The following is a 25,426-nucleotide window of genomic DNA, read 5'->3' on the forward strand; positions in this document are numbered from 1 at the left end:
CGGGGGAGCTGCCACCATGGACCCGTGACCTCGACCCCTCCCGCCCGGATCTCGGCCGTGCCCCGGCGGATGCGCCAGCTGCTGGCCGCCGCCGGCGTGGTCGTGGTGGCCGTGATGGTGTTCGTCGCGCTGGGGCTGAAGGAGACGACCAACACCGTCGTCGAGTACCGGACCTCCGACCAGGTCGCCGTCGTCGGCCTGGGCGTCGTGCTCGCCGCGGGCCTGGTGTTCCTGGGCCGCTCGCGGGTGGATGCCGACGCCGCCGGGGTGCGCGTCCGCAACGTCGTCGTCCAGCACGAGCTGCCCTGGCAGGCGGTGAAGGCGGTGCGCTTCGAGCGGAAGTCGGCGTGGGCGTCGCTGCTGCTGGAGAACGGCGACGAGATCTCGCTGCTCGCCGTCCAGGCGGTCGACGCGGAGCGGGCCGTGCAGGCCGTCGAGGGGCTGCGGGCGCTGCGGACGGCTGCCCGGGCGAGCGATCCCGTGCCGCCCCCGCTGCTGTACGACAACTGACACCGGGGTGGGAATGACCTGGGCGGTCGTGACGCTGTAGAGTGGGCGTGCCTCCCCCCGCTACATGAGGCGCGCGAACCACCAGCGGCCCCGCCCCGGGCCGCTGATCCAAGAGGAGCCCGCTCCCACCTGACGCCGTCCAGGCGACCAGGTCCCGGATCGCGAGAGCCGGCTTCGGCCGGTTGTCGCGTCGCGCACGCGTCCACCGGACGGGTGCGCCGCCGGAGAACGGGCCCCGAGAGCTGATGCTCCCGGGGTTTTCGTCTTCCCGGCCCCGGACGGGCCAGCGACTCCTCACAGGCAAGAGCAGAGGAGAGGCCATCACCGAGCCCCGCATCAACGACCGCATCCGCGTCCCCGAGGTCCGCCTGGTCGGACCCGAGGGTGAGCAGGTCGGCGTCGTGTCCATCGGCGAAGCACTGCGCCTGGCGCAGGACGCCGAGCTCGACCTCGTCGAGGTCGCGCCCATGGCGCGCCCGCCGGTCGCCAAGCTCATGGACTACGGGAAGTTCAAGTACGAGTCCGCCCAGAAGGCCCGTGAGGCCCGGCGGAACCAGGCGCTCACCGTCATCAAGGAGATGCGGCTGCGCCTGAAGATCGACCCGCACGACTACGAGACCAAGAAGGGCCACGTCGAGCGCTTCCTCAAGGGCGGCGACAAGGTCAAGATCACCGTGATGTTCCGCGGCCGCGAGCAGTCGCGCCCGGAGATGGGCTACCGCCTGCTGCAGCGGCTGGCCGCCGACGTCAGCGAGCTGGGCGTCGTCGAGTCCAACCCGAAGCAGGACGGCCGCAACATGGTCATGGTGATCGCCCCGCACCGGAACCAGGCAGCGCAGGACGCCGCCCGCCGGACCGCGAAGGCGGAGAAGGCATCCGCGGCCGAGGAGCAGGCGCCCAGCGCCTGACCGGTCGCACACGCACCACCGAGACGGCCGGTGCCGTCCGGCAGCCCCGCGCTGCCGGACGGACACCGACAGAGACGAACAGGACGAGGGACATGCCGAAGCAGAAGACCCACAAGGGCACGGCCAAGCGCGTGCGCGTGACGGGGTCCGGGAAGCTCGTGCGCGAGCACACCAACAACCAGCACAAGTTCGAGCACAAGTCGTCCTCGCGCAAGCGGCGGATCAAGGGCATCGGCGTGCTGTCGCCGTCCGACACCAGCCGGATGAAGAAGCTGCTCGGTCTCTGACCGCCCCTTCCCGTTAACGAACAGACAGGAGCTCTCACGTGGCACGCGTGAAGCGGGCGGTCAACGCCCAGAAGAAGCGCCGGACGACCCTCGAGGCCGCCAGCGGCTACCGCGGTCAGCGGTCGCGGCTCTACCGCAAGGCCAAGGAGCAGATCCTCCACTCGGCCACCTACAACTACCGCGACCGGAAGGTCCGCAAGGGCGACTTCCGCAAGCTGTGGATCACCCGCATCAACGCCGCGGCCCGCCTCAACGACATGACCTACAACCGGTTCATGCAGGGGCTCAAGCTCGCCGGCATCGAGCTGGACCGCCGCGTCCTCGCCGAGCTCGCCGTGAACGAGCCGGCCGCCTTCGCCGCGCTCGTCGAGTCCTCCCGGGCCGCGCTCGCCGCCAACCCGCAGGCGACCGGCCAGGCCGCCTGATCCAGGCAGCACCCCCTCCGACGCCGTCGGTGACCGGCCCTCGCGGGCCGGCACCGGCGGCGTCGGCGTCTGTCCACCCCGGCCGAGATCCCGCGATCTCGGCGCTTCCCGGGGGCTGAACCGCCGAGGTTGCGTGATCTCGGCAGGCGTTGGAGGACCAGTGACGCAGCCGCTCACCGAGCGCTCCGCCCGCATCGTCGCCGCCCGCAAGCTCACCCGGCGCGCCGGGCGGGACGCCGCCGGCCTGTTCCTCGCCGAGGGGCGGCAGGCGGTCGTCGAGGCCCTCGCCGACCCGGCAGGGGTGCGCGAGGTGCTGGTCACGGAGGCGGCCGCCGCCGCTCACCGCGACCTGCTGGCCGCCACCGGCGTGCCGGTCCGCGTCATCACCGACAAGGCGGCCGCGGGGCTGTCGGAGACCGTCACCCCCCAGGGGCTGCTCGCGGTCTGCGAGCTCCGGGACGTCGACGTCGCCACGCTGACGGCGCGCCCGCCCCGGCTCGCCGTCGCCCTCGCCGAGCTCGCCGACCCCGGCAACGCCGGCACGGTGCTGCGGACCGCGGACGCGTGCGGGGCGGGCGCCGTCGTCTTCGGTGCCGGCTCGGCCGACCCCTACGGGGGCAAGGCGGTACGGGCGAGCGCGGGCAGCGTCTTCCACGTCGACGTCGTCCGGGGGGCGCCGCTCGAGCAGCTCCTCCCGGAACTGCGTGCGGCCGGGGTGACGGTGCTCGCGGCCGACGGCGGGGGAGAGGTGGCGCTCCACGAGCTGGATGACGCGCTCTCCGGCCCGGTGCTGTGGCTCTTCGGCAACGAGGCGCGGGGCGTACCCGACCGGCTGGCCGCCCTGGCCGACCACCGCGTCCGGATCCCGATGCGCGGGCGGGCCGAGAGCCTCAACCTCGCCGCGGCCGCCGCGATCTGCCTCTACGCCACCCAGCTCGCCCAGGGCTGAGCCGGTCGGGTCACTCAGACGAGCTTGGCGCGCTTCCAGAGCAGCTCGGAGGGGCCGCCCACCAGGCCGACGTCCCGGAGGAACGCGACCAGGTTCGCCGACGCGCCCCGCAGCTTGGCGGCGTGGTGCTCGTTGGCCCGCGCGGCCGCCTTGGCCTCCTTCGGGTCGAGGCCGACCGAGGCGTACACCTCTGGCTGGACGAGGTTGTCGGCCACGATCGCGGCCACCGCGGCGACCGCCGTCCGGTGCTTGCGCAGCTGCCAGTTCGACAGCTCCGGGGTCCGCCGGGCGATCTCCTCGCGGGCGAACCGCATGTGCCGGGCCTCCTCCACCACGTGGATCTGGCTGGTCGCCCGCGTCAGCGGCTGGACCCGCTCGTCCTTCATCAGGTCGCGCTGGAAGATGTCGAGGATCTCCTCGGCCACCAGGATCGCGGCGTAGGCGGCCGGGCCGTCGGCCTTCGCGGCGAACGCCTTGCCCAACCTCAGGATCGACGCCGGCGGCTGGTAGGACGGGGCGCCGAACTTCTCCGCCGTCCGGGCGAACATCACCGAGTGGCGGCACTCGTCGGCGATCTCGGTGAGCGCCCACTGCACGTGCGGCTGCGCGGGGTCCTCGCCGTAGATGTCGCGGAGGACGAGCTGCATCAGCAGGCACTCGAACCAGATGCCGACGCCCGAGATCGAGCAGTACTCGTGGATCGTGAGCGTGACCCGCTGCTCCTCGCTCAGTCCGTCCCACAGCGGCGTGGCGTACAGCGTCGACCACTCGGGTGACAGACCGTAGAGACGCTCAGGTATCGGCGCGGACCAGTCGATGTCGACGACGGGGTCGTAGGACTTCTTCGCCGCCGACCCGAGCAGGCGTGCCGAGAGCGCCTGGCGATCGACCGGTCGCCGACCGGAGTGACCGGCGCCCGGAGTGGGCACAGTGGAAGGGATGGTGGCGGTCATCGGCGAACTCCCCCGGGACGTCGAGCACGACTGTGAAGAAAGGTAGCTGTTACCGTGAAACACATGCAACAGGTGGCGGACGACCGGGGCGCGCCGCCAGCCACCGAGACACCCGCAGTGCCCCCACCCGCCCAGCAGGACGGACGACGGTCGCGCTGGACGGAGCACCGCCGGGCCCGGCGCGAGGACCTGGTCGGAGCGGCGGTCGAGGCGGTCCGGCGCACGGGCCCGGACTTCGCCGTGGACGACGTGGCGCGCAGCGCCGGCGTCTCCAAGACGGTCATCTACCGGTACTTCACCGACAAGGACGAGCTCGTCGACGCCGTCCTGGAGCGGATCTCCGGCACCGTCCTGCTCCCGCGGTTGCTCGGGGAGATCGCGGCCGAGCACCGCGACGACCGCGCCGGCCTCCGCGCGGTCATCACCGCGTTCGTGTCGCTGATCGAGGACGAGCCGGAGCTCTACCGCTTCGCCTACGCCCAGACCGGGCGCTCGGGCCGGGCAGACCTGGTGGCGGCCACCGAGCACCGGATCGCCGACGCGCTGGCCGCGCTGTTCGCCGAGCGGCTCGAGGGCGCCGGCCGGCCGTCGACCGCTGCGACGACGTGGGCCTACGGGGTCGTCGGCATGGTGCAGCTGACCACCCACTGGTGGTCGATGTCGCGGCCGGTACCGGCCGCCGAGCTGGTCGAGCAGCTGGTGGACCTGGCCGACGGCGGGCTCAGCGCCCTGCTGCCCTGACGACGCTGCACCGACCACGCGGAGGAGCCCGTGAGCGAGCACGACGAACCGGAGGGCTTCGAGGGCGAGGTGACCGTCGCCGTGCCCGGGGAGCCGCCGCGCAGCGCCTCCGCGGCCCTGGCCGCCCGCTTCGACCCGCTCGCCGGGCACGTCGTGTGGTCCGGCCGGCTGGCCACCGATCTCCCGGTCCGGTCGGTGCTGGTCGTCACCACCCCGCACGGCAGCGCGGAGGCCGAGGCGACCGAACGCGACGCCTGGGGCAACACGCGCGTCACCGGCCGGGGCCGCCCGCCGTTCCCGGTCGAGCTCCTGGACGGCGACGGCGAGGGCGTGCCGCGCTGAGCCGTCAGCGGCGACCGGCGACCACCCCGCGCGCGGCGGTCTTCCGCGCGTACATGTCGACGTCGGCGCTGTGCAGGAGCGCGGCGAACTCCTCGCCGTCCCGGGGGTAGACGCCGACGCCGACGCTCGCCCCCACGCGGACGTCGCGGCCGGACAGCTCCACGGACGCGCCGACGGCCGACTCCAGCTCGTCGGCGACCCGCCGCGCCTCGGCCGCCGCCGTCTCGGGGTCCAGGCCGCTCAGGGCGACCAGGAACTCGTCGCCGCCGAGCCGGGCGAGCAGGTCGCCCCGGCGCAGTCGGCCGCGCAGCGTGCGGGCCACCGCCTGGAGCAGCTCGTCGCCGGCAGCGTGACCGAGGCCGTCGTTGACCGCCTTGAAGCCGTCGAGGTCGACGAACAGGAGCGCGAGGGTGTCGGCGCCGCTGCGCGCGTCCCAGATCGCGGTCTCCACCTGCTCCTCGAGCCGGCGCCGGTTGGGCAGCCCGGTCAGGGGGTCGGTGTAGGCCAGCTCCTCGATCCGGGTCAGGCAGGCGCGGTTGCGGTCGCGCTCCTGGACGAGCGCGCGCTCGGCCTCCACCCGTGCGGTCACGTCGTGCTGGACGCCGATGTACTGGGCCACCGCGCCGTCGGCGTCGAGCACCGGGGCCAGGTGGATCTCGTTCCACCACGGCTGGCGGTCCGCACCGCGCAGGTTCAGCACGGTCACCCGGCATTCCTCGCCGCGGTCGATGGCGGCGCGCATGCGGGCGACCGCCGCGGGGTCGGCGTCCGGTGACTGGAGGAAGCGGCAGTTGCGGCCGAGCACGAGCTCGCGGGGGAGCCCGGCCAGCTGCTCGAAGGCCTCGTTGACGTAGATGAGGGGCTGGTCGGGCAGCCGCATGTCGACGATCGTCACGCCGCTGGTGGTCGCCGCCAGCGCGCTGCGCAGGAGCGCGTCCCCGTCCACCCCCAGCGGGGCGGGGGCCGCGGCGGTGGTCCCGGCCGGAGCCGGCCGCGCGGCCACCGGTGCCGGGACGGCGGTCCGCGGGACCACCCGGGTGAGCAGCGCGTGCGCCGCCCGCACGACGGTGTCCCGGTCGTAGGTCAGCGCGTACTCGAACGAGCGCTCCAGGTCCGGGCCGTCGTCGCCCAGGTCGCGGGCGAGCAGCGCGGCGCTGAAGTGCGGGCTGAGGACGACGACGTCCCACTCGCCGCGCACGGGGTCGGCGGGGTCGAGGTCCGCGCCGCGCACGCCCGGCAGCGGCTCGACGGGCAGGTCCTCGCCGAGCGCGCAGACGAAGCCGGTCCGCTCGACCAGGTCGCGGTAGCGCTGGATGGTCGACGGCGTGAAGTGGCGCGCCTCCTGGAACGTCGCCGCCACCACGCAGGTGTCGCCGAGGCGCATGGCCTCGCGCTCCAGCTGCTTGCTCAGCTCGATCAGCAGCGACTTCCTCGACCGGCGCAGCGGGACGCTCGCCGGCAGGCAGGCGAAGGGGGACGCGTCGACCGGAGCGGCCGTGACGCCGCCCGGCAGGGAGAGCTCCGCGGTGGGGAGACCCGGGGCCGCACCGGGGCCCGGCCGCCCGAAGAGCCATCCCTGGCCGAGGGTCGCGCCGAGGGCACGGGCGGTGGCGAGGTGCTCCGCGGTCTCGATGCCCTCGGCCAGCACCACGGCCCCGGTCCGCTCGGCGTGCGCGTTGACCGCGTTCATGATCTCGGCGACGGCCGGACCCGGGCGCTCCTGCACCAGCCGGAGGTCGAGCTTGACGACGTCGGGGGACAGCAGCGGCAGGAACGCCAGCGACATGGAGTCGGCGCCGACGTCGTCGACGGCGACCGCCCAGCCGAGGGCACGGACCCGCTCGACGGTGCGCAGCAGCTCCGCCGGACGGGCGGCCAGCGCCCGCTCGGTGATCTCCAGGACCACCCGCAGGTCGCGCGGGGCGCCCTCGGCGATGGCCAGCAGGTCGTCGAGCGGCGCGCTGTCGAGCACCTCCGGCTCGACGTTGACGAACACGGTCAGCGGGGCGAGCAGGCCCTGGTCCACCGCGCCGCGGAACGCCGCGGCCCGGCAGATCTCGTCGAGCTCGGCCAGCCGGCCGGCGCTCCGGGCCGCGGCGAAGAGCAGGTCGGGGCGCTCCAGCGGCCCCTCCGGTCCCCGGGCCAGGGCCTCGTAGGCCACGACCCGTCCGGTGTCGAGCTCGACGATCGGCTGGAACACGCTGCGCACGCCGCCGGGAGCCAGCGCCGCGTCGAGCGCGCTCTCCGGGAGCACGGGGGAGGAGTCCACGTCCTCCCATCGGCGGCGCGCCGCGATCGGCTGAGCCGAGCGGGGCCGCCACCCCCCGAAGGGGGAGGTCAGGCGGGCAGGGTGATGAGGACGACGGCGGTGGCGGCGGCGAGCAGACCGGCCACCTGGGCCCCGACCAGCCGCTCCCGCAGCACGACCTGCGCGAGGACGACGGTGCTGACCGGGTACAGCGACGCGAGGACGCCGGTGATCGCGAGCTGGCCGTCGGCCTGGGTGGCGAGCAGGAAGAGCGCGTTCGCGCTCATGTCGCCCACCCCGGAGACCGCGACCAGGGGCAGCGCCGCACGCGTGACCCGCAGCTGCTGGCGGCCGGCCAGCGCGATGACCACGACCAGGCCCACCGACGCGAGCCGGGCGGTCACCAGCGGGGTCAGCCCCGACTCCGACGACGTCCGGTCGAGGAGGACGAAGAACAGGCCGAACATCGTGCCCGCCAGCAGGGCGGGCGCGAGCGCGGCCGGCCGGGCGGCGCGCAGCGCCGACAGCCCGCTCTCCGCCGACACGAGGACGACGGCGACGAGGGCCAGCGCGATCCCGACCGCGGCCGTCGTGCCGATCGTGTCGCCGCCCAGCAGCCCGACGAGGACGGGGATCGCGGCGGCGGTGACCGCGGTGACCGGCGCGACGACGCTCATCACCCCGCGGGCGAGCGTGCGGAAGAAGACCATCAGCCCCGCCGCGCCCGCCAGCCCGGACGCGGCGCCCCACGCCAGGTCGGCGGCGGTGACCGGTCCGCCCAGCCAGGGCAGCAGCGCGAGCAGCGCCACCAGGCCGATCAGCTGCGACGTCGCGACGACGCCGAACACCGACGCCCGCCGGCTGGCCAGCCCGCCCAGGAAGTCCGACGCGCCGTAGACGACGGCCGAGGCCAGGGCCAGGACCACTGCCACGTCGACCTCCGATGCCGGTGCGCACCGTGCGCGACCCGGCCCGTTCTAGCACCCGCCCCCGACGCGCCCGACCGACGGGCCGGAACCCAGGCGCGGGCTCGATGGCCCGGCGGGCAGAATGGACTCCCGTGTCTGGCGCCAACGATCCCTACGACCCCAAGCAGGTCGCCGCGCTGTCCCCGGAGGCCCTCGACGACGCGGTGACCGCCGCGCGGAAGGCCTTCGCCGACGCCGGTGACCTGGAGGCGCTCGCCGCCGTCCGGCCGGCCCACCTCGGCGACCGCGCACCGGTGCTGCTGGCCCGGCGCGAGCTGGGTGCCCTGCCACCGGCGGCCCGGAGCGACGCCGGCAAGCGGGTCAACGCCGCGCGCGTGGCGGTCCAGACGGCGTACGAGGAGCGGCTGGCCGAGCTGGAGGCCGAGCGCGACGCCCGCGTCCTCGCCGAGGAGCGGGTCGACGTCACGCTGCCCTGGGACCGCACCCCGCGGGGGGCCCGCCACCCGCTGACGACGCTCACCGACCGGATCGCCGACATCTTCGTCGGGATGGGCTACGAGGTCGCCGACGGGCCCGAGCTCGAGGCGGAGTGGCTGAACTTCGACGCGCTCAACATCGGCCGCGACCACCCGGCCCGCACGATGATGGACACCTTCTTCGTGGCGCCGGAGGACTCCGGTCTGGTGCTGCGCACGCACACCAGCCCGGTGCAGGCCCGCACGATGCTGTCGAGGACGCCGCCGATCTACGTCGTGGCGCCCGGCCGCGTCTACCGGACCGACGAGCTGGACGCCACGCACACCCCGGTCTTCCACCAGGTCGAGGGCCTGGCCGTCGACCGCGGCCTGACCATGGCGCACCTGCGCGGCACGCTGGACCACCTCGCCCGGTCGCTGTTCGGTGCCGACGCGATCACGCGGTGGCGCCCGAGCTACTTCCCGTTCACCGAGCCGTCGGCTGAGTTCGACGTCTGGTTCCCCGAGCACCGCGACGGCCCGCGCTGGGTCGAGTGGGGCGGCTGCGGGATGGTCAACCCGCGGGTGCTGGTCGCCTGCGGCATCGACCCCGACGAGTACTCCGGCTTCGCGTTCGGCGTCGGCATCGAGCGGGCCCTGCAGTTCCGCTCGGGCGTGGGCGACATGCGCGACATCGTCGAGGGCGACATCAGGTTCACGAAGGCATTCGGAGTGGAGCAGTAATGCGGGTCCCCATCGGCTGGCTGGCCGAGTACGTCGACGTCCCCGCCGGGACGACGGTCGAGGACCTCGACACCGCCTTCGTGCGCCTGGGCCTCGAGGTCGAGGAGATCCACCGCCCCGAGGAGGTCGCCGGCCCGCTCGTCGTCGGCAGGGTGCTGGAGATCGAGGAGCTGACCGGCTTCAAGAAGCCGATCCGCTACTGCCAGGTCGACGTCGGGGAGGACTCCCCGCGGGGGATCGTCTGCGGCGCCCGGAACTTCGCCGTCGGCGACACGGTCGTCGTCGCGCTGCCCGGCGCGGTCCTGCCCGGTGGCTTCGAGATCGCCGCCCGGAAGACCTACGACCACGTCTCCGACGGGATGATCTGCTCGGTCCGCGAGCTCGGGGTCGGCGAGGACCACGCCGGCATCCTGGTGCTCGGCTCCGGCACGGACGACGTACCGCCGCCGGGCACGCCCGCCGGCCCGGTGGTCGGGCTCGAGGACGTCGTGATCGAGCTCGCGATCACGCCTGACCGCGGCTACTGCCTGTCCATGCGCGGCATCGCGCGCGAGATGGGGACCGGGCTCGCGGCGCCGTGGCGCGACCCGGGCGCGGTCACGCCGCCGGCGTGGTCGGGGGAGCCCGCCTGGGAGGTGTCCGTCGCCGACCCGGAGCGCTGCGACCGCTTCTCCATGCTGGCCATGGAGGGGCTCGACCCCACCGCGCCGAGCCCCTGGTGGATGCGCCGGCGCCTGCAGCAGGCGGGCGTGCGGAGCATCTCGCTGGCCGTCGACGTCACCAACTACGTGATGCTCGAGCTCGGCCAGCCGATGCACGCCTTCGACCGGGACGCGGTCGCCGGGCCGATCACCGTCCGGCTGGCGCGCGAGGGCGAGAAGCTCACCACCCTCGACGGCACGGTCCGCAGCCTGTCGACCGACGACCTGCTCATCACCGACGACAGCGGCCCGATCGGCCTGGCCGCGGTCATGGGCGGGGCGTCGACCGAGATCGGCGACGGCACGACCGCCGTCCTGCTGGAGGCTGCGCACTGGGAGCCGACCGGCGTGGCCCGCACGGCCCGCCGGCACCGCCTGCCGAGCGAGGCGGCGAAGCGCTTCGAGCGCGGCGTCGACCCGGAGATGACCGTCGTCGCCCTGGCCCGCGCGGCGGAGCTGCTCGCCGAGTACGGCGGCGCGCGGGTGGTCGGGGGCGTCGTCGACATCGACACCCGGAGCGCGCGGTCGCCCATCCCGCTCGACGCGGCCAAGCCGGCCCAGGTGGCGGGGGTGCCCTACACCGCCGCCCAGGTCGTCGAGCTGCTCGAGGCGGTCGGCTGCGACGTCGACGCCACGTCCAGCCCCCTGGCCGTCACGCCGCCCAGCTGGCGGCCCGACCTCACCGACCCGGCCGACCTGGTCGAGGAGGTCGTCCGGCTCGCCGGCTACGACGACATCCCGTCCGTGCTGCCCACCGCACCGCCCGGGCGCGGCCTCACCGACGTCCAGCGGCGGCGCCGCAGCGTCGGCCGCACCCTGGCCGAGGCCGGCTACGTCGAGGCGCCGTCCTACCCGTTCGTCGGGACGCCGGCGCTGGACGCGCTCGGCCTGGCCGAGGACGACGAGCGCCGCCACGTGGTGCTGGTGCGCAACCCGCTGTCGGAGGAGGAGCCGGCGCTGCGGACGACGCTGCTGCCCGGCCTGCTCGCCACGCTGGCCCGCAACCTGTCCCGCGGGCAGCGCGACGTCGCGCTCTTCGAGCACGGCGCTGTCTTCCCCGGCCGCCGGCGCTCGCCGGCCCCCCTGCCGGGCGTCGACCGGCGGCCGGACGACGAGACGCTCGCCGCGCTGCTGGGTGCGGTGCCGGCCCAGCCCTGGCACGTGGCCGTCGCGCTCGCCGGCAACCGCGAGCCCCGCGGCTGGTGGGGTGCCGGCCGCCCGGCGGTCTGGGCCGACGCGGTGCAGGCCGCGCGGCTGGTCGCCGCGGCGTCCGGTGTCGAGCTGACGGTGCGGGCGGGCGACCGGGCGCCGTGGCACCCGGGCCGGTGCGCCGAGCTGCTGGTCGACGGTCAGGTGGTGGGGTACGCCGGGGAGCTGCACCCGCGGGTGTGCGCGGCGCTCGAGCTGCCGCCGCGCACGTCCGTCATGGAGCTCGACCTCGACGCGCTGCCCGCGGCCGCCGTCCCGGTCGGCCCGCCGATCTCCGCCTTCCCGCCGGTCCTGCTGGACCTGGCGCTGGTCGTGCGGGACGAGGTGCCCTCGGCCGAGGTCGCCGAGGCGCTGCGCGAGGGCGCGGGGGAGCTGCTGGAGAGCCTCCGGCTCTTCGACGTCTACACCGGCGCGCCCGTCCCGGCCGGCTCCCGGTCGCTGGCGTTCGCGCTGACGCTGCGGGCGCCCGACCGGACGCTCACCAGCGAGGAGGCGACGGCGGTGCGCGACGCGGCCGTGGCCGCCGCGGCCGCCCGGACGGGTGCCGAGCTCCGTGCCTGACCTGGGCGGGGTCGCCCTCGTCACGGGCGCGTCCACCGGCATCGGGCGGGCGCTGGCCGAGGGGCTGGCCGCGCGCGGCATGGCTGTGGCCGGCGTGGCCCGCACCGAGGACCGGCTGCGGGCGGCGATGGCCGAGGTCGCGGGGGCGACCGGGGCGCGCACGTTCGCCGTGGCCGCCGACGTCACCGACCGCGCGTCCGTCGAGTCGGCGGTCGAGGCCGCCGTGGGCGAGCTCGGCCAGATCGACCTGCTGGTCAACAACGCCGGCGTGATCGACGAGCTCGAGGTCCCGCTCTGGGAGGCCGACCCGGACCAGTGGTGGGACGTCGTCACCAGCCACGTGAAGGGCGGCTTCCTGCTCGCCCGGGCCGTCGTGCCGTGGATGGTGCTGCGCAACCGCGGCCGTGTGGTCAACATCGCCAGCGGCATGAGCGTGCGCGCCCGCCCCGAGTACTCGGCGTACTCCGTCGCCAAGACCGGGCTGATGCGCATGACCGAGGCGCTGGCGGGCGCCCTCGAGGGCACCGACGTGCGGGTCTTCGACGTGTCGCCCGGCGTCGTCGACACCCCGATGACCCGCTCGATGCACATGTGGCGGGGCTTCGAGGACTGGACGCCGGCCGAGCGGGTGGTCGAGCTGATCGCGGCGATCGCGGCGGGCGAGCTCGACCAGTGGTCGGGGCGCTTCGTGCGCGCCGGCGCCGACGGCCTGGACACCCTGCGCGCGACCGCGCCGGAGGACGCCGCCCGGCAGCTGCGGCTGCGCCCGTTCGGGGACGGCGACCCGCTGGGCTGACCTGCGGTTGTCGGTGGGCTCGGGCACAGTGCCTGGCTGTGAGCCCGCCGCCCGGCCCGTCCGTCGCCACGCGGGTGGGCGGCGTCGTCGCGGCGCTGTGCCTGGTCCAGTTCGTGGACGTCCTCGGCGTGACGGTCGTCGTCACGGCGCTGCCCGACATGCTGGCCGACGTCGGCGGCACCTCGGCCGACGGGAGCCTGGTCGCCACCGGGTACGCGATGTTCTTCGGCGGCCTGCTGATGTTCGGCGCCCGCCTCGGGGACCGCCTGGGTCACCGGCGCACGATCCTGGCGAGCCTCGCCGTCTTCGCGGCCGGGTCCCTGCTGTGCGCCGTCGCCGGCTCGGTGGTGGTCCTCACGGCGGGTCGGTGCGTCCAGGGCGCCGCGGCCGCCGCCGCGGTGCCGTCGGCGCTCAAGCTCCTGACGACCCTCACCGAGGAGGGCCCGGCCCGCGCCCGCGCGGTGGCCGCGTGGAGCGCCGCCGGAGCGGCGGCCGGTGCGTCCGGCTTCGTCGTGGGTGGACTGGTCTCGGCGGTGACCACCTGGCGGGTCATCTTCTGGGGGCTGCTCGTCATGGCCGGGGCCCAGGCGGTCGCGGTGGCCGCCCTCGTGCCGAGCGATCGCCGGCCGGCGGAGCGGACCCCGCTCAACGCGGCCGGCTCCGCGCTCCTGACGGCGGCGGTGATGCTGCTGGTGGTCGGGGCGACGCTGCTGGGCGAGGACGGCCGGCGGCTCCCCGGGGCGCTGCTGGTGGTGGCCGCCGTCGTCGTGGGCGGGGCGTTCGCCGCGGCCGACCGGCGGTCGCCGGCACCGGTGCTGCCGGCGTCGCTGCTGCGCGCACCGAACGTCCTCCGCGGCACGACCGGTTCCTTCGTCAACACCGCGACGACGAGCGTGGCGACGCTGATCACGCTGTACCTGCAGAGCACCCTCGGGCGCAGCCCGCTGGAGGCCGCGGCGACCCTGCTCCCGCTCAGCGTCTCGGTGATCGCGGGCGCGGCGGTCGCCGGCCGGCTCGTCGTCCGCCGGCCGCGGGAGCGCGTGACCGCCGTGGGCCTCGGCCTCATCGGGGTGGGCATCGCCGCCCCGCTGCTCGCGCCGACCGGTCCGGTGCTCGTGGGTGCCGGCATGGCGGTCGCCGGTGTGGGCCTCGGCCTGGCGGCGGTGGCGACGACGTCTCTGGGCACGGACGTGGACGAGTCGCTGCGGGCCACGTCATCCGGGGTGATCAACACCAGCGCCCAGCTCGGGACGGCGATCGGCACCGCCGTGGTGCTGTTGATCGCGGCGGCCACCACCGGGGTCCCCGCGGCAGGTACCGGGACACCGGTCGTGGCGTGGTCGGCGCCGGCCGTGCTGGCGGCGTTCGCCGCGCTCGCGTTCGCGCGCCTCCGACCGGGTCGGGGGTCTGCCTGAGGATCAGCCGGGCGGGGACTCCCGGTGCAGCGCCACCCCGGTCACGACGAGGGCCACACCGACGACCTCCAGGACGCCCGGCACCTGGGTGAGCACCACGATGCCGATGACCGTCGCGGTCGCCGGCAGCAGCGAGACCAGGAGCGCGTAGGCGCCCCGGCTCAGCTGCGCCATGGCGAGCTGGTCGCACACGTAGGGGATCACCGAGGAGCTGATCCCCACCCCGATCCCCGCGGCGAGTGCGACCGGGTCGACGAAGGCCGGCGCCGCGGGCGCCATCCCGAGCGGGAGGGCGACGACCGCGGCGACGAGCATGGCGAGCGCCAGCGCGTCGATGCCCGGCAGGTCACCACGGGCGACGCGGTGCCCGAGCACGACGTACCCGGCGAAGAGGACGGCGTTGGCGGCGGCGAACGCCAGTCCGACGGGCTCGGCCACCAGGTGCACGTCGGTGACCAGGTACACCCCTGCCACCGCCGCGACCAGGGCTGCGGCGTTGCGGCGGGTGCGGACGCCGATGGCCGCCAGCGCCACGACGGGGAGGAACTCGATCGCGGCGACGGTGCCCAGCGGGAGGCGGTCGATGGCCAGGTAGAAGCAGGTGTTCATGGCGGCCAGCACCGCGCCCCAGCCCAGCAGGAGGCCCCGGGCGGAGCGGTCCAGCCGGTGCAGCAGCCGCCACGGCCGCCGCCAGAGCGCGAAGGCCAGCCCGGCCGAGGCGATCCGCAGCCAGGCGACGCCCAGCACGTCGATCCGGGCGAACAGCAGCACGGCGAACGCCGGGCCCAGGTAGTGGAACACCGCGCTGACGGCGAACCAGGCGTGCGGGGGGACCGCCCGCACCGCGGTCCGCGTGCTCTCGTCCGCCACCCGACCAGCCTGGGAGGTGTAGACAGCCGGGACCAGGAGCGATCGAAGGTCGAGGAGCCGGTGACATGGCGACGAGGAGCCCGGATGCGGAGGTCCGCCTTCCGAACGGAAAGCCGGTCCTGGACGACGTCAACCGCGCGCTGCTGCGGCTGCTCGAGGAGGATCCGCGGCGCAGCGCTGCGCAGCTGGCCCGCCGGGTGGGGATGTCGGCGCCCGCCGTGCGCGAGCGGCTCACCCGCCTGACCGAGGCGGGCGTGATCCGCGGGTACCGGCTGGACGTCGATCCGGCGGCGCTGGGACTGCCCGTCGCCGTGTGGGTCCGCGTCCGGCCGGGGCCCGGGCAGCTGAACCGGATCGCCGATCTGGCCGCCCGGGTACCGGAGGTCGCCGAGTGCCACCGGATCTCCGGCGACGACTGCTTCCTCATCCGGGTCCACGTGCCGGCGATCGAGGACCTGGAGGCGGTGCTCGACGCCTTCCTCCTCCACGGGCAGACGACCTCGTCCGTCGTGGTCGCCACTCCGGTGCCCCCGCGCATCCCGGCCCGGAGGGCGCGCCCGATACCGGGATGAACGGTCATGCATGGCCGTGTATGGTCATGCATCGTGAGCACATCGCAGACGTGGACGGTCGGGGTCACCGGCGCCACCGGGTACGCGGGCGGGGAGGTGTGCCGGCTGCTGGCCGGGCACCCGAACCTCCGCCTCGCCGGGGTGCATGCCAACTCGAGCGCCGGCCGACGCCTGGGTGAGCTCCAGCCCCACCTGCTGCCCTTCGCCGACCTGGAGGTCCTGCCCAGCGGCGCCGACGACCTCGCCGGCTACGACGTCGTCGTCCTGGCCCTGCCGCACGGCGAGTCGGCCGCGATCGCCGCGCAGCTGCCGGCCGACACCCTCGTCGTGGACTGCGGGGCCGACCACCGGCTCGGCGACCCGGCCGCCTGGGCCCGCTGGTACGGCGGCGAGCACGCCGGCTCCTGGCCGTACGGGCTGCCGGAGCTGCCCGGGCAGCGGGAGCAGCTGTCCGGGGCGCGGCGGATCGCCGTCCCCGGCTGCTACCCGACGTCGGTGACCCTGGCGATGGCCCCTGCCCTCGCGGCCGGCCTGGTCGAGCCCGAGGTGGTCGTCGTCGCGGCGAGCGGCACCAGCGGCGCGGGCAAGTCGGCCAAGCCGCACCTGCTCGGCAGCGAGGTCATGGGCTCGGTCAGCGCCTACGGCGTGGGCGGGGTGCACCGGCATACGCCGGAGATGGTCCAGAACCTGTCGCAGGCCGCGGGCGCGCCGGTGGGCGTGAGCTTCACGCCCACCCTGGTCCCGATGAGCCGGGGCATCCTGGCCACCTGCTCCGCGAAGCTGCGGCCGGGGGTCGACGCCGACGCCGCCCGGGCCGCCTACGCGAAGGCCTACGCCGACGAACCGTTCGTGCACCTGCTGCCGGAGGGGCAGTGGCCCACGACCGCGCAGGTGCTGGGCGCCAACACCGTCGCGCTGCAGGTCGCCGTCGACCCCGACGCCGGCCGGCTGGTCGTCGTGGCCGCCGTCGACAACCTGACCAAGGGCACCGGGGGAGCGGCGATCCAGTGCGCCAACCTGGCCCTCGGCCTGCCCGAGGCCACCGGCCTGCCGGTCGTGGGGGTGGCCCCGTGAGCGTCACGGCGCCGGCGGGCTTCTCCGCGGCGGGCGTCGCCGCCGGGCTGAAGTCCAGCGGCGACCCCGACGTCGCAATCGTCCTCAACCACGGTCCGGACGACGCCGCCGCGGCCGTCTTCACCACCAACCGCTTCCCGGCCGCCCCGGTGCTGTGGAGCCGCCAGGTGCTCGCCGGCGAGCGGGCGCGGGCCGTCGTCCTCAACTCGGGCGGCGCGAACGCCTGCACCGGGCCCGAGGGCTTCCAGGACACCCACGCCACCGCCGAGCACGCCGCCGCCGAGCTCGGCATCGGCGCCATCGACGTGGCGGTCGCCAGCACCGGGCTGATCGGCGTCCGGCTGCCCATGGACAAGCTGACCGCCGGCGTCAGGGCGGCGGTGAAGGCGCTGTCGGAGGACGGGGGACCCGACGCCGCCCGGGCGATCATGACCACCGACAGCGTCCCGAAGACGACGGTGCAGGCACGCGACGGCTGGACGGTCGGCGGCATGGCCAAGGGCGCGGGCATGCTCGCGCCGTCACTGGCCACGATGCTCGTCGTCCTCACCACCGACGCGGTCGTCGACCCGTCCGTCCTCGCCCCGGCGCTGAAGGCGGCGACGGGCGCCTCGTTCGAGCGGGTCGACTCCGACGGGTGCCTGTCGACCAACGACACCGTGATCGTCATGTCGAGCGGAGCCAGCGGCGTCACCCCGACGGCCGAGGAGTTCACCGAGGCGCTCAGCGCCGCGGCGACCGACCTGGCGATGCAGCTGCTGGCCGACGCCGAGGGCTCGACCAAGGACATCGCGATCACCGTCCGGAACGCCGCCAGCGTCGAGGACGCCCTGACCGCCGGCCGCGCCTGCGCGCGCAACAACCTGCTGAAAACGGCGCTGTTCGGCAACGACCCGAACTGGGGCCGGGTGCTGGCGGCGATCGGAACCACGGACGCCGCGTTCGAGGCCGACCAGGTCGACGTGACGATCAACGGCGTCACCGTGTGCCGGGGCGGGTCCATCGGCGATCCGCGCGAGGGCGTCGACCTCACCGGACGGGCCATCACCATCGACGTCGACCTCCGGGCCGGCGGCGAGCAGGCGACGATCTGGACCAACGACCTGTCCATCGCCTACGTGCACGAGAACTCGGCGTACTCGACGTGACCCATCCCGAGGCCCAGGACCCCACGCCCCCCGACGTCCGGATCGACGAGCCGGCCCCGCAGCCGCGGCTGCCGCGCACGGTCGGCACCCGCCGGGTCATGCGCAAGAACGACCCCGAGGGCGACCGGCTCAAGGTCGCCGTCCTCACCGGCGCGCTGCCGTGGCTCAAGGAGTTCCACGGCAACGTCGTGGTCATCAAGTACGGCGGGCACGCCATGGTCGACGACGAGTGCCGCCGCGCGTTCGCCGAGGACATGGTGTTCCTCCGGACCTGCGGGATCCTGCCCGTCGTCGTCCACGGCGGTGGCCCGCAGATCACCGAGATGCTCGGCCGGCTCGGCATCGAGAGCGAGTTCCGCGGCGGCCTGCGGGTGACCACGCCGGAGACGATCGACGTCGTCCGCATGGTGCTGACCGGTCAGGTCGGCCCGGACATCGTCGGCCTGATCAACCAGCACGGCCCGATGGCCGTGCACCTCTCCGGTGAGGACGGCGGCCTGTTCACCGCTGCCCGCACCCAGGCCGTCGTCGACGGCGAGCCGGTCGACATCGGCCTGGTCGGGGACGTCGCCGCGGTCGACGTCACGCCGGTCACCGCGCTGCTCGAGGCGGGGCACATCCCGGTCGTCGCGAGCGTGGCGCCGGACGCGGACGGCGTGGTGCACAACGTCAACGCCGACACCGCGGCCGCCGCCCTGGCGGCGGCGCTCGGCGCGGTGAAGCTCGTCGTCCTCACCGACGTCGAGGGCCTCTACGCCGACTGGCCCAACCGCGACTCGCTCGTCCAGCAGATCGACGCCCGCGAGCTGGCCGAGATCCTGCCGCACCTGGACGCCGGGATGATCCCGAAGATGGCCGCCTGCCTGCGCGCCGTCGAGGGGGGTGTGCGCCGGGCGACCGTGGTCGACGGGCGCACGCCGCACGCACTGCTGCTCGAGACGTTCACCACCGAGGGCACCGGGACGATGGTCGTCCCGGCCCCGCCGATCACGAAGGAGGGCACGGCACCATGACGCACACGGAGGAGCTGGCCCGCCGCTGGTCGGCGGTGATGATGAGCAACTACCGGACCCCGCCGGTCGCGCTGGAGTCCGGCTCCGGCGCGACGGTCCGGGACGTCGACGGCAACGAGTACACGGACCTGCTCGGCGGCATCGCGACGACGATCCTCGGCCACGCCCACCCGAAGGTGGTCGAGGCGATCACCACCCAGGCCCAGAAGCTCGGGCACGTCTCCAACCTGGCCATGCACGAGCCGGGGCTGGCGCTCGCCGAGCGGCTGCTGGACCTGGCGGGCCGCCCGGGACGGGTGTTCTTCTGCAACTCCGGGACCGAGGCGAACGAGGCGGCCTTCAAGATCAGCCGGCTCACCGGGCGCCCCGAGGTGATCACGGCCGAGGGCGCGTTCCACGGCCGGACGATGGGCGCGCTGGCGCTCACCGGTCAGCCGTCCAAGGCGGCGGCCTTCGCGCCCCTGCCCGGGGGCGTGCGCTACGTGCCCTACGGCGACGCAGAAGCGCTGTCAGCCTCTGTGTCGGCGGAGACCGCCATGGTGCTGCTCGAGCCGATGCTCGGTGAGGGCGGCGTGGTGCCCGCGCCCGCCGGTTACCTCGCATCCGCCGCGTCCGCGGCGAAGGACGCGGGGGCGCTGTTCGCGCTCGACGAGGTGCAGACCGGTATGGGCCGGACCGGCCACTGGTTCGCCTCCCAGGCCGACGGGCTCCAGCCCGACGTCATCACGCTGGCCAAGGCGCTGGGCGGCGGGCTCCCGATGGGGGCGCTGCTCGCCTTCGGGGACGCCGCAGAGCTGCTCACCGCCGGCGCCCACGGCTCGACGTTCGGCGGCAACCCGATCGCCGCGGCGGCCGCGCTCGCCGTGATCGACACGATCCGCGACGAGGGCCTGCTCGAGCGGGCCAAGGAGCTCGAGCACCGGTTCACCGCCGGCATCGAGGGCCTCGGCCATCCCGGAGTGAGCGCCGTCCGGGGGAGGGGCGCGCTGCTCGGCGTCGTCCTGACCGCTGACGTCGCCCCCGCGCTGGAGGCGCAGCTGCGCACCGCCGGTTTCCTCACCAACGCGGTGGCCCCCGGCGTGCTGCGGCTCGCCCCGCCCCTCGTCCTCACCGACGCCCAGGTCGACGCCTTCGTGACGGCGCTCCCTGCGGCCCTCGACGCTGCACTGGAGACCCAGCCATGACCCGGCACTTCCTCAAGGACGACGACCTCACCCCGGCCGAGCAGGCCGAGGTGCTGGCCCTGGCCGCCGAGCTCAAGCGCACCCGGCACACCGCCGACGCGCCGACGCCCCTGGCCGGTCCCCGGGCGGTCGCCGTGCTCTTCGACAAGCCCTCCACCCGGACCCGGGTGTCGTTCTCCGTCGGTGTCGCCGAGCTGGGCGGCTACCCGCTGGTCATCGACGCCGGCAGCAGCCAGCTCGGCCGCGGTGAGCCGATCGAGGACACCACCCGCGTGCTCGACCGGCAGGCCGCCGCCATCGTCTGGCGGACCTTCGGCCAGGACCGGATCGAGGCCATGGCCGCGGTCAGCCGGGTCCCGGTGGTCAACGCGCTCACCGACGAGTACCACCCCTGCCAGATCCTGGCCGACCTGCAGACGGTGATCGAGCACAAGGGCTCGCTGGCCGGACGCTCCCTGACCTACCTGGGCGACGGCGCCAACAACATGGCGCACTCCTACCTGCTCGGGGGCGCCACGGCGGGCATGCACGTGCGGATCGGCTCGCCGGAGGAGTTCCAGCCCGATCCCGGCGTGCTCAAGCGGGCGGCGGAGATCGCCGCCGAGACCGGCGGCTCCGTGGCCTGGACCGCCGACGCGGCCGAGGCCGTGGACGGGGTCGACGTCCTCGCCACCGACACGTGGGTGTCGATGGGGCAGGAGGAGGAGTACGACGCGCGGGTCGCGCCGTTCCTGCCCTACGCCGTCGACGAGGCGGCGCTGGCGCGGGCCGCGGACGACGCCGTCGTCCTGCACTGCCTGCCGGCCTACCGGGGCAAGGAGATCGCCGCCGCGGTCATCGACGGCCCGCAGAGCGTCGTCTGGGACGAGGCGGAGAACCGCCTGCACGCCCAGAAGGCGTTGCTGGTCTGGCTCCTGGAGAGGTCGTCCTCATGAGCGCCCTTCACCCGTCACGTGTCTCCGACGGCTCCCGACGGCTCCCGACGGCTCCTGGAGAAATCGTCCTCATGAGCGCCGTACACCCGTCATGTCTCTCCGACGGCTCCCGACGAGTCCTGGAGCGATCCCGATGACCGCCGGGGTCACCCGCTCGGCCCGTCAGGCGCGGATCGTCGCGCTCATCGAGGCCCAGCCGGTGACCTCGCAGACCCAACTCGCGGCGCTGCTGGCCGAGTCGGGTGTCGAGGTCACCCAGGCGACCCTCTCGAGGGACCTGGAGGAACTGGGCGCGGTGAAGCTGCGCGGGTCCGACGGCGCACCGGCCAGCTACGTGCTGCCGCCGGAGAACGCGCCGCTGCGCCCGGCCCAGGCGGCCCCGGCCCGGCTGACCCGGCTGCTGGCCGACCTGCTGGTCAACGCCGAGGGCAGCGCGAACCTCGCCGTCCTCCGGACCCCGCCCGGCGCCGCCCAGTTCCTCGCCTCGGCGATGGACAAGGTCGGACTCCCCGACGTGCTGGGCACGATCGCGGGAGACGACACTGTGCTGGTCATCTCCCGCGAGCCCGACGGCGGGCCGGCGGTCGCGGAGCGCCTGCGGGCGCTGGCCGAGCGCACCCCGGCCGTGTACCCCGAGCTGAAGAACGACCTGGAAGAGAGCTGAACGACATGAGCGGCGCCCCCTCGCAGACCCGGCTCTGGGGCGGCCGGTTCGGCGGCGGCCCCTCGCCGGCGATGGCGGCGCTGTCCAAGTCGACCGACGTCGACTGGCGGCTGGCCCCCTACGACCTCGCCTCCTCCCGCGCGCATGCGCGGGTGCTGCACCGCGCCGGACTGCTCACCGACGACGAGCTCGCCGCGATGGTCGGCGCGCTGACCGAGCTGTCGGCCGAGGTGGCCGCCGGCACCTTCGCGCCGGTGGAGTCCGACGAAGACGTGCACGAGGCCCTCGAGCGCGGGCTCACCGAGAAGCTCGGCACGCTCGGCGGCAAGCTCCGGGCCGGCCGCAGCCGCAACGACCAGGTCGCCACCGACCTGCGCCTCTACCTCCGGCACAACGTGCGCGCGCTGGTCGCCGAGCTGTCGTCCCTGGAGTTCGCGCTGCTCGGTCTGGCCGAGCGCTACCAGGACGTCGCGGCGCCGGGCATGACGCACCTCCAGCACGCCCAGCCGGTGCTCATCGCCCACCAGCTGCTGGCCCACGCGCACTCCATCGCCCGCGACGTCGACCGGCTGCAGGACTGGGACCGCCGGACGGCGGTCAGCCCGTTGGGTGCCGGAGCCCTGGCCGGCTCCTCGCTGCGGCTCGACCCCGACGCCGTCGCCGCCGAGCTCGGCTTCGACCGCGCGTCCGACAACTCGATCGACGCCGTGAGCGACCGCGACTTCGCCGCGGAGTTCTGCTTCGCCGCCGCGCTGCTCGGCGTGCACCTCTCCCGGCTGGGGGAGGAGGTCGTCCTCTGGACGTCGACCGAGTTCGGCTGGGCCCGGCTCGACGACGCCTGGGCCACCGGGTCGTCGATCATGCCGCAGAAGAAGAACCCCGACATCGCCGAGCTCGCACGCGGCAAGTCGGGCCGGTTCGTGGGCAACCTGACCGGCCTGCTGACGATGCTCAAGGGCCTGCCGCTCGCCTACGACCGCGACCTGCAGGAGGACAAGGAGCCGGTCTTCGACTCCCTGGAGCAGCTGATGCTCCTGCTGCCCGCGGTCACCGGCATGATCGCCACCCTCACCCTGCGGCCGGAGGTCCTCGAGGCCGCGGCGCCGCAGGGCTTCGCGCTGGCCACCGACGTGGCGGAGTGGCTGGTGTCGGCCGGCGTGCCCTTCCGCTCGGCGCACGAGATCTCCGGCGCGATGGTGGCCTTCTGCGAGGAGGCCGGTCTCGAGCTCGACCAGCTCGACGACGACCAGCTGGCCGGGATCGACGAGCGGCTCACTCCCGAGGTGCGCTCCGTCCTCTCGGTCCCCGGGGCCCTGGCCGCCCGCAAGGCCCGGGGCGGGACGGCGCCCGAGCGGGTGGCCGAGCAGCTGGCCGCGCTCAAGGACCTCGCGGTCGTGCACGCCGACTGGGCCGCGGCCTCCCCGGTGGCGGGCGTCCTCTGAGCCCGGTGGACCCGGGACCGCTCGTCCCCGCCGAGGAGCTGGTCGGGCCGGTCGACGTCGTGGCCCGGTCCCTGCTCGGCTGCTGGGTGGTGACCGACCGGCCCGAGGGGACCGTCGCGCTTCGGCTCACCGAGGTCGAGGCCTACTCGGGCTCCGGCGTGGACCCGGCGGCGCACTCCCACCGCGGACCGACCCCGCGGGCAGCGATCATGTTCGGCCCGCCCGGCCGGTTGTACGTCTACTTCTCCTACGGCGTGCACTGGTGCGCCAACGTCGTCGTCGGCGCCGAGGGGGACGGCGAGGCGGTGCTCCTGCGGGCGGGGGAGCTGGTGATGGGGGAGGAGATCGCCCGCTCCCGGCGTCCCACCGCGAGGAACGCGCGGGACCTGGCAGGCGGGCCGGCCCGGCTGACCCAGGCCCTCGCCATCGGGCGGGACGACCTCGGGACCGATCTCCTCGACCGGGGCTCGCCGGTGCGCCTGCACCGCGGCTCCCCGCCCGCGTCCGTGTCGACCGGCCCCCGCGTGGGGATCAGCGTCGCGACGGAGCTGCCGTGGCGCTTCTGGGAGACCGGTGCGCCGTCGGTGAGCGTGTTCCGGGCGGGTGGGAAGCCCCGCACGCGGGGCGCCGGGCAGGATGGACCCCTGTGAACGACGTGATCGACGACCTGCACCGGCGTGGGCTGATCGCCCAGAGCACCGACGAGGCCGCGCTGCGGGCCCACCTCGCCGAGGGGCCGGTCGCCTACTACGCCGGCTTCGACCCGACGGCGCAGAGCCTGCACGTCGGGCACCTGCTGCAGTTCATGGTGCTGCGCGCCCTGCAGCGGGCTGGTCACCAGCCGGTGGTGCTGGTCGGCGGCGCGACGGGGCTGATCGGTGACCCGCGGCCGTCGTCGGAGCGCCAGCTCAACGACCGGGAGACCGTGGCCTCGTGGGTGGAGCGCATCCGCGAGCAGGTCGCGCCGTTCCTGGACGTGCCCGCGGAGACGGAGGGCCTCAAGGGCCCGATCTACGTGAACAACCTCGACTGGACTGCGCCGATCTCGGCGATCGACTTCCTCCGGGACATCGGCAAGCACTTCCGGGTCAGCCAGATGCTGGCCAAGGAGGCGGTGTCGGCCCGGCTGAACTCCGAGGCCGGCATCAGCTACACCGAGTTCAGCTACCAGATCCTGCAGGCCAACGACTTCCGGGAGCTGCACCGCCGGCACGGGGTCACGCTCCAGACCGGCGGATCGGATCAGTGGGGCAACCTCACGGCCGGCATCGACCTGGTGCGGCGGACAGAGGGCGCGCGGGTGCACGCCTTGTCCACCCCGCTGGTCACCAAGTCCGACGGCACCAAGTTCGGCAAGTCCGAGGGCGGGGCGGTGTGGCTCGACCCGTCGCTCACCTCGCCCTACGCCTTCTTCCAGTTCTGGCTCAACGCCGACGACTCCGACGCACGAGCGTGGCTGCCGCTCTACTCCGAGCGCCCCGCGGAGGAGGTGGAGGCGCTCATCGCCGAGAGCATCGAGCGCCCGGCGGCCCGTACGGCGCAGCGCGCGCTCGCCGAGGAGCTCACCGTGCTGGTGCACGGGCGGGAGCAGCTGGAGCAGGCGGAAGCCGCCGGCCGCGCGCTGTTCGGTCGGGACGAGCTCTCCGCTCTGGGGGAGGAGACCCTCGCCGCGGCACTGCGGGAGGCCGGCAGCGTGACCGTCGACGGCGAGGTGCCCTCGTACGCCCAGCTGTTCCAGCTGACCGGCCTGGTGGGCAGCCTGTCGGAGGCCCGCCGCACGGTGAAGGAGGGCGGGGCGTACGTGAACAACGAGCGCGTCACCGACGCAGACGCCGTGCCCGGAGAGGCGGCCTGGCTGCCCGGTGGCTGGCTGGTCCTGCGCCGCGGCAAGCGGTCGATCGCCGGCGTGCAGCGGCGCCTCTGACCGGTCGGCGGAGGCGTGTGTCGTCCAGGTGACGACGCCGTGCCGGGCCCGTGTCCGGCGTCACCTGCCACCGGGTTTGACACCGCACGCGGACGCACGTAACTTTCTCTCTGCGCCGCGCGGACCCCGTCTGGGGCCAGCGGGACGCTCCTGCGGGGGCAGACCGTTGTGCGGCGCCACAACGAGAAGCCGTCTCGAGCGAAGCCCGCGAGGGTGGAGCTCCTGCACGTCCGCTCTTTGAGAACTCAACAGCGTGCCGAAAGTCAGTGCCAAGTAATACCCCGTGCCCGGGTTTGTCTCGGGCTGGGATTCCTTTGGTTGATTGATATCGCGAGTGTCAGCTCGCGGTTCTCAGCCGGTATCGAATTCATCTACGGAGAGTTTGATCCTGGCTCAGGACGAACGCTGGCGGCGTGCTTAACACATG

At 74.6% G+C, this 25,426-nt stretch carries 25 protein-coding genes; 21 read left to right on the forward strand and 4 right to left on the reverse strand.

What is annotated here, in order from left to right:
• Positions 1-24: 24 nt before the first annotated feature.
• From ACI78T_RS12730 to ACI78T_RS12750, 5 genes are all read left to right on the forward strand, one after another.
• Entirely contained in the window at positions 25-510 is a 486-nt protein-coding gene (locus ACI78T_RS12730; RefSeq protein WP_456558466.1) for a PH domain-containing protein, read from the forward strand.
• A 245-nt stretch (positions 511-755) separates the two neighbouring features.
• Positions 756-1,418, forward strand: coding sequence for a translation initiation factor IF-3 (infC, locus tag ACI78T_RS12735; protein ID WP_456558467.1), 663 nt, complete (start codon positions 756-758; stop codon positions 1,416-1,418).
• A 92-nt stretch (positions 1,419-1,510) separates the two neighbouring features.
• Positions 1,511-1,705, forward strand: coding sequence for a 50S ribosomal protein L35 (rpmI, locus tag ACI78T_RS12740; RefSeq protein ID WP_089338690.1), 195 nt, complete (start codon positions 1,511-1,513; stop codon positions 1,703-1,705).
• A gap of 38 nt (positions 1,706-1,743) precedes the next feature.
• Positions 1,744-2,130 carry a 50S ribosomal protein L20 gene (gene rplT / locus ACI78T_RS12745; RefSeq protein ID WP_456558468.1) on the forward strand — a complete coding sequence of 129 codons (387 nt, stop codon included), beginning with the start codon at positions 1,744-1,746 and terminating at the stop codon, positions 2,128-2,130.
• 160 nt (positions 2,131-2,290) lie between these two features.
• Complete coding sequence (locus ACI78T_RS12750; RefSeq protein ID WP_456558469.1) at positions 2,291-3,079, forward strand: TrmH family RNA methyltransferase; 789 nt, start codon at positions 2,291-2,293, stop codon at positions 3,077-3,079.
• A 14-nt stretch (positions 3,080-3,093) separates the two neighbouring features.
• Here ACI78T_RS12750 and ACI78T_RS12755 read toward each other — a convergent pair whose 3' ends face one another.
• Positions 3,094-4,032, reverse strand: a complete 939-nt coding sequence (locus ACI78T_RS12755) for an AurF N-oxygenase family protein (protein ID WP_456558470.1) — start codon at positions 4,030-4,032, stop codon at positions 3,094-3,096.
• Between the two features lie 63 nt (positions 4,033-4,095).
• Between ACI78T_RS12755 and ACI78T_RS12760 the strand changes: the two genes are divergently transcribed.
• Both ACI78T_RS12760 and ACI78T_RS12765 read left to right on the forward strand, forming a co-directional pair.
• Entirely contained in the window at positions 4,096-4,773 is a 678-nt protein-coding gene (locus ACI78T_RS12760) for a TetR/AcrR family transcriptional regulator (RefSeq protein WP_456558471.1), read from the forward strand.
• A gap of 30 nt (positions 4,774-4,803) precedes the next feature.
• Entirely contained in the window at positions 4,804-5,115 is a 312-nt protein-coding gene (locus ACI78T_RS12765; RefSeq protein ID WP_456558472.1) for a DUF4873 domain-containing protein, read from the forward strand.
• 4 nt (positions 5,116-5,119) lie between these two features.
• Here the strand turns inward: ACI78T_RS12765 and ACI78T_RS12770 are convergent, their stop codons facing one another.
• Together ACI78T_RS12770 and ACI78T_RS12775 are read right to left on the reverse strand one after the other, a co-directional pair.
• Complete coding sequence (locus ACI78T_RS12770; RefSeq protein WP_456558473.1) at positions 5,120-7,384, reverse strand: diguanylate cyclase domain-containing protein; 2,265 nt, start codon at positions 7,382-7,384, stop codon at positions 5,120-5,122.
• Between the two features lie 68 nt (positions 7,385-7,452).
• Positions 7,453-8,295, reverse strand: a complete 843-nt coding sequence (locus tag ACI78T_RS12775) for an EamA family transporter (RefSeq protein ID WP_456558474.1) — start codon at positions 8,293-8,295, stop codon at positions 7,453-7,455.
• Positions 8,296-8,423: 128 nt separating this feature from the next.
• Here ACI78T_RS12775 and pheS point away from each other — a divergent pair, with 128 nt between their 5' ends.
• The 4 genes from pheS to ACI78T_RS12795 are packed head-to-tail and all read left to right on the forward strand — an operon-like array spanning position 8,424 to position 14,173.
• Positions 8,424-9,491: a phenylalanine--tRNA ligase subunit alpha gene (gene pheS, locus ACI78T_RS12780; RefSeq protein ID WP_456558475.1), complete on the forward strand. Its 1,068-nt coding sequence runs from the start codon at positions 8,424-8,426 to the stop codon at positions 9,489-9,491.
• The gene (pheT, locus tag ACI78T_RS12785; RefSeq protein ID WP_456558476.1) at positions 9,491-11,962 is read left to right on the forward strand and encodes a phenylalanine--tRNA ligase subunit beta; all 2,472 of its coding nucleotides are present in this window, start codon (positions 9,491-9,493) and stop codon (positions 11,960-11,962) included. The genes pheS and pheT overlap by 1 nt, the downstream gene beginning before the upstream one ends.
• A complete protein-coding gene (locus ACI78T_RS12790) occupies positions 11,955-12,758 on the forward strand; it encodes an SDR family oxidoreductase (protein WP_456558477.1) in 804 nt (267 codons plus the stop codon). The genes pheT and ACI78T_RS12790 overlap by 8 nt, the downstream gene beginning before the upstream one ends.
• A 38-nt stretch (positions 12,759-12,796) precedes the next feature.
• On the forward strand, positions 12,797-14,173 hold the full coding sequence (locus ACI78T_RS12795; protein WP_456558478.1) for an MFS transporter: 1,377 nt from the start codon (positions 12,797-12,799) through the stop codon (positions 14,171-14,173).
• Positions 14,174-14,176: 3 nt separating this feature from the next.
• Here ACI78T_RS12795 and ACI78T_RS12800 read toward each other — a convergent pair whose 3' ends face one another.
• Entirely contained in the window at positions 14,177-15,043 is an 867-nt protein-coding gene (locus ACI78T_RS12800; RefSeq protein WP_456558479.1) for an EamA family transporter, read from the reverse strand.
• A gap of 65 nt (positions 15,044-15,108) precedes the next feature.
• Between ACI78T_RS12800 and ACI78T_RS12805 the strand changes: the two genes are divergently transcribed.
• The 10 genes from ACI78T_RS12805 to tyrS all read left to right on the forward strand — a co-directional run bounded on the left by ACI78T_RS12805 (position 15,109) and on the right by tyrS (position 24,999).
• Positions 15,109-15,615 carry an Lrp/AsnC family transcriptional regulator gene (locus ACI78T_RS12805; RefSeq protein ID WP_456558480.1) on the forward strand — a complete coding sequence of 169 codons (507 nt, stop codon included), beginning with the start codon at positions 15,109-15,111 and terminating at the stop codon, positions 15,613-15,615.
• A 33-nt stretch (positions 15,616-15,648) separates the two neighbouring features.
• The gene (gene argC, locus ACI78T_RS12810) at positions 15,649-16,689 is read left to right on the forward strand and encodes an N-acetyl-gamma-glutamyl-phosphate reductase (RefSeq protein ID WP_456558481.1); all 1,041 of its coding nucleotides are present in this window, start codon (positions 15,649-15,651) and stop codon (positions 16,687-16,689) included.
• On the forward strand, positions 16,686-17,837 hold the full coding sequence (gene argJ / locus ACI78T_RS12815) for a bifunctional glutamate N-acetyltransferase/amino-acid acetyltransferase ArgJ (RefSeq protein WP_456558482.1): 1,152 nt from the start codon (positions 16,686-16,688) through the stop codon (positions 17,835-17,837). The genes argC and argJ overlap by 4 nt, the downstream gene beginning before the upstream one ends.
• Complete coding sequence (gene argB, locus ACI78T_RS12820) at positions 17,834-18,850, forward strand: acetylglutamate kinase (RefSeq protein ID WP_456558483.1); 1,017 nt, start codon at positions 17,834-17,836, stop codon at positions 18,848-18,850. Before argJ ends, argB begins: the two co-directional genes overlap by 4 nt.
• Positions 18,847-20,034, forward strand: a complete 1,188-nt coding sequence (locus ACI78T_RS12825) for an acetylornithine transaminase (protein WP_456558484.1) — start codon at positions 18,847-18,849, stop codon at positions 20,032-20,034. Before argB ends, ACI78T_RS12825 begins: the two co-directional genes overlap by 4 nt.
• On the forward strand, positions 20,031-20,969 hold the full coding sequence (gene argF / locus ACI78T_RS12830) for an ornithine carbamoyltransferase (RefSeq protein WP_456558485.1): 939 nt from the start codon (positions 20,031-20,033) through the stop codon (positions 20,967-20,969). The genes ACI78T_RS12825 and argF overlap by 4 nt, the downstream gene beginning before the upstream one ends.
• Before the next feature lie 133 nt (positions 20,970-21,102).
• Positions 21,103-21,633: an arginine repressor gene (locus tag ACI78T_RS12835; RefSeq protein ID WP_456558486.1), complete on the forward strand. Its 531-nt coding sequence runs from the start codon at positions 21,103-21,105 to the stop codon at positions 21,631-21,633.
• A 5-nt stretch (positions 21,634-21,638) separates the two neighbouring features.
• Positions 21,639-23,075, forward strand: coding sequence for an argininosuccinate lyase (argH, locus tag ACI78T_RS12840; protein WP_456558487.1), 1,437 nt, complete (start codon positions 21,639-21,641; stop codon positions 23,073-23,075).
• 5 nt (positions 23,076-23,080) lie between these two features.
• Positions 23,081-23,725 (forward strand): DNA-3-methyladenine glycosylase, encoded by a 645-nt coding sequence (locus ACI78T_RS12845; protein WP_456558488.1) that lies wholly within the window; start codon positions 23,081-23,083, stop codon positions 23,723-23,725.
• Positions 23,722-24,999, forward strand: coding sequence for a tyrosine--tRNA ligase (gene tyrS / locus ACI78T_RS12850; protein WP_456558489.1), 1,278 nt, complete (start codon positions 23,722-23,724; stop codon positions 24,997-24,999). The genes ACI78T_RS12845 and tyrS overlap by 4 nt, the downstream gene beginning before the upstream one ends.
• Positions 25,000-25,426: the final 427 nt, after the last annotated feature.

The organism is Blastococcus sp. SYSU D00922, assembly GCF_054050495.1.

What these genes read in the sequence shown, in the direction of transcription:
- infC (WP_456558467.1), top strand. Translation starts at nt 756, where the DNA reads ATGCTCCCGGGGTTTTCGTCTTCCCGGCCCCGGACGGGCCAGCGACTC.
- rpmI (WP_089338690.1), top strand. Translation starts at nt 1,511, where the DNA reads ATGCCGAAGCAGAAGACCCACAAGGGCACGGCCAAGCGCGTGCGCGTG.
- ACI78T_RS12755 (WP_456558470.1), bottom strand. Translation starts at nt 4,032, where the DNA reads ATGACCGCCACCATCCCTTCCACTGTGCCCACTCCGGGCGCCGGTCAC.
- ACI78T_RS12760 (WP_456558471.1), top strand. Translation starts at nt 4,096, where the DNA reads ATGCAACAGGTGGCGGACGACCGGGGCGCGCCGCCAGCCACCGAGACA.
- pheT (WP_456558476.1), top strand. Translation starts at nt 9,491, where the DNA reads ATGCGGGTCCCCATCGGCTGGCTGGCCGAGTACGTCGACGTCCCCGCC.
- ACI78T_RS12805 (WP_456558480.1), top strand. Translation starts at nt 15,109, where the DNA reads ATGGCGACGAGGAGCCCGGATGCGGAGGTCCGCCTTCCGAACGGAAAG.
- ACI78T_RS12825 (WP_456558484.1), top strand. Translation starts at nt 18,847, where the DNA reads ATGACGCACACGGAGGAGCTGGCCCGCCGCTGGTCGGCGGTGATGATG.
- argF (WP_456558485.1), top strand. Translation starts at nt 20,031, where the DNA reads ATGACCCGGCACTTCCTCAAGGACGACGACCTCACCCCGGCCGAGCAG.
- ACI78T_RS12835 (WP_456558486.1), top strand. Translation starts at nt 21,103, where the DNA reads ATGACCGCCGGGGTCACCCGCTCGGCCCGTCAGGCGCGGATCGTCGCG.
- argH (WP_456558487.1), top strand. Translation starts at nt 21,639, where the DNA reads ATGAGCGGCGCCCCCTCGCAGACCCGGCTCTGGGGCGGCCGGTTCGGC.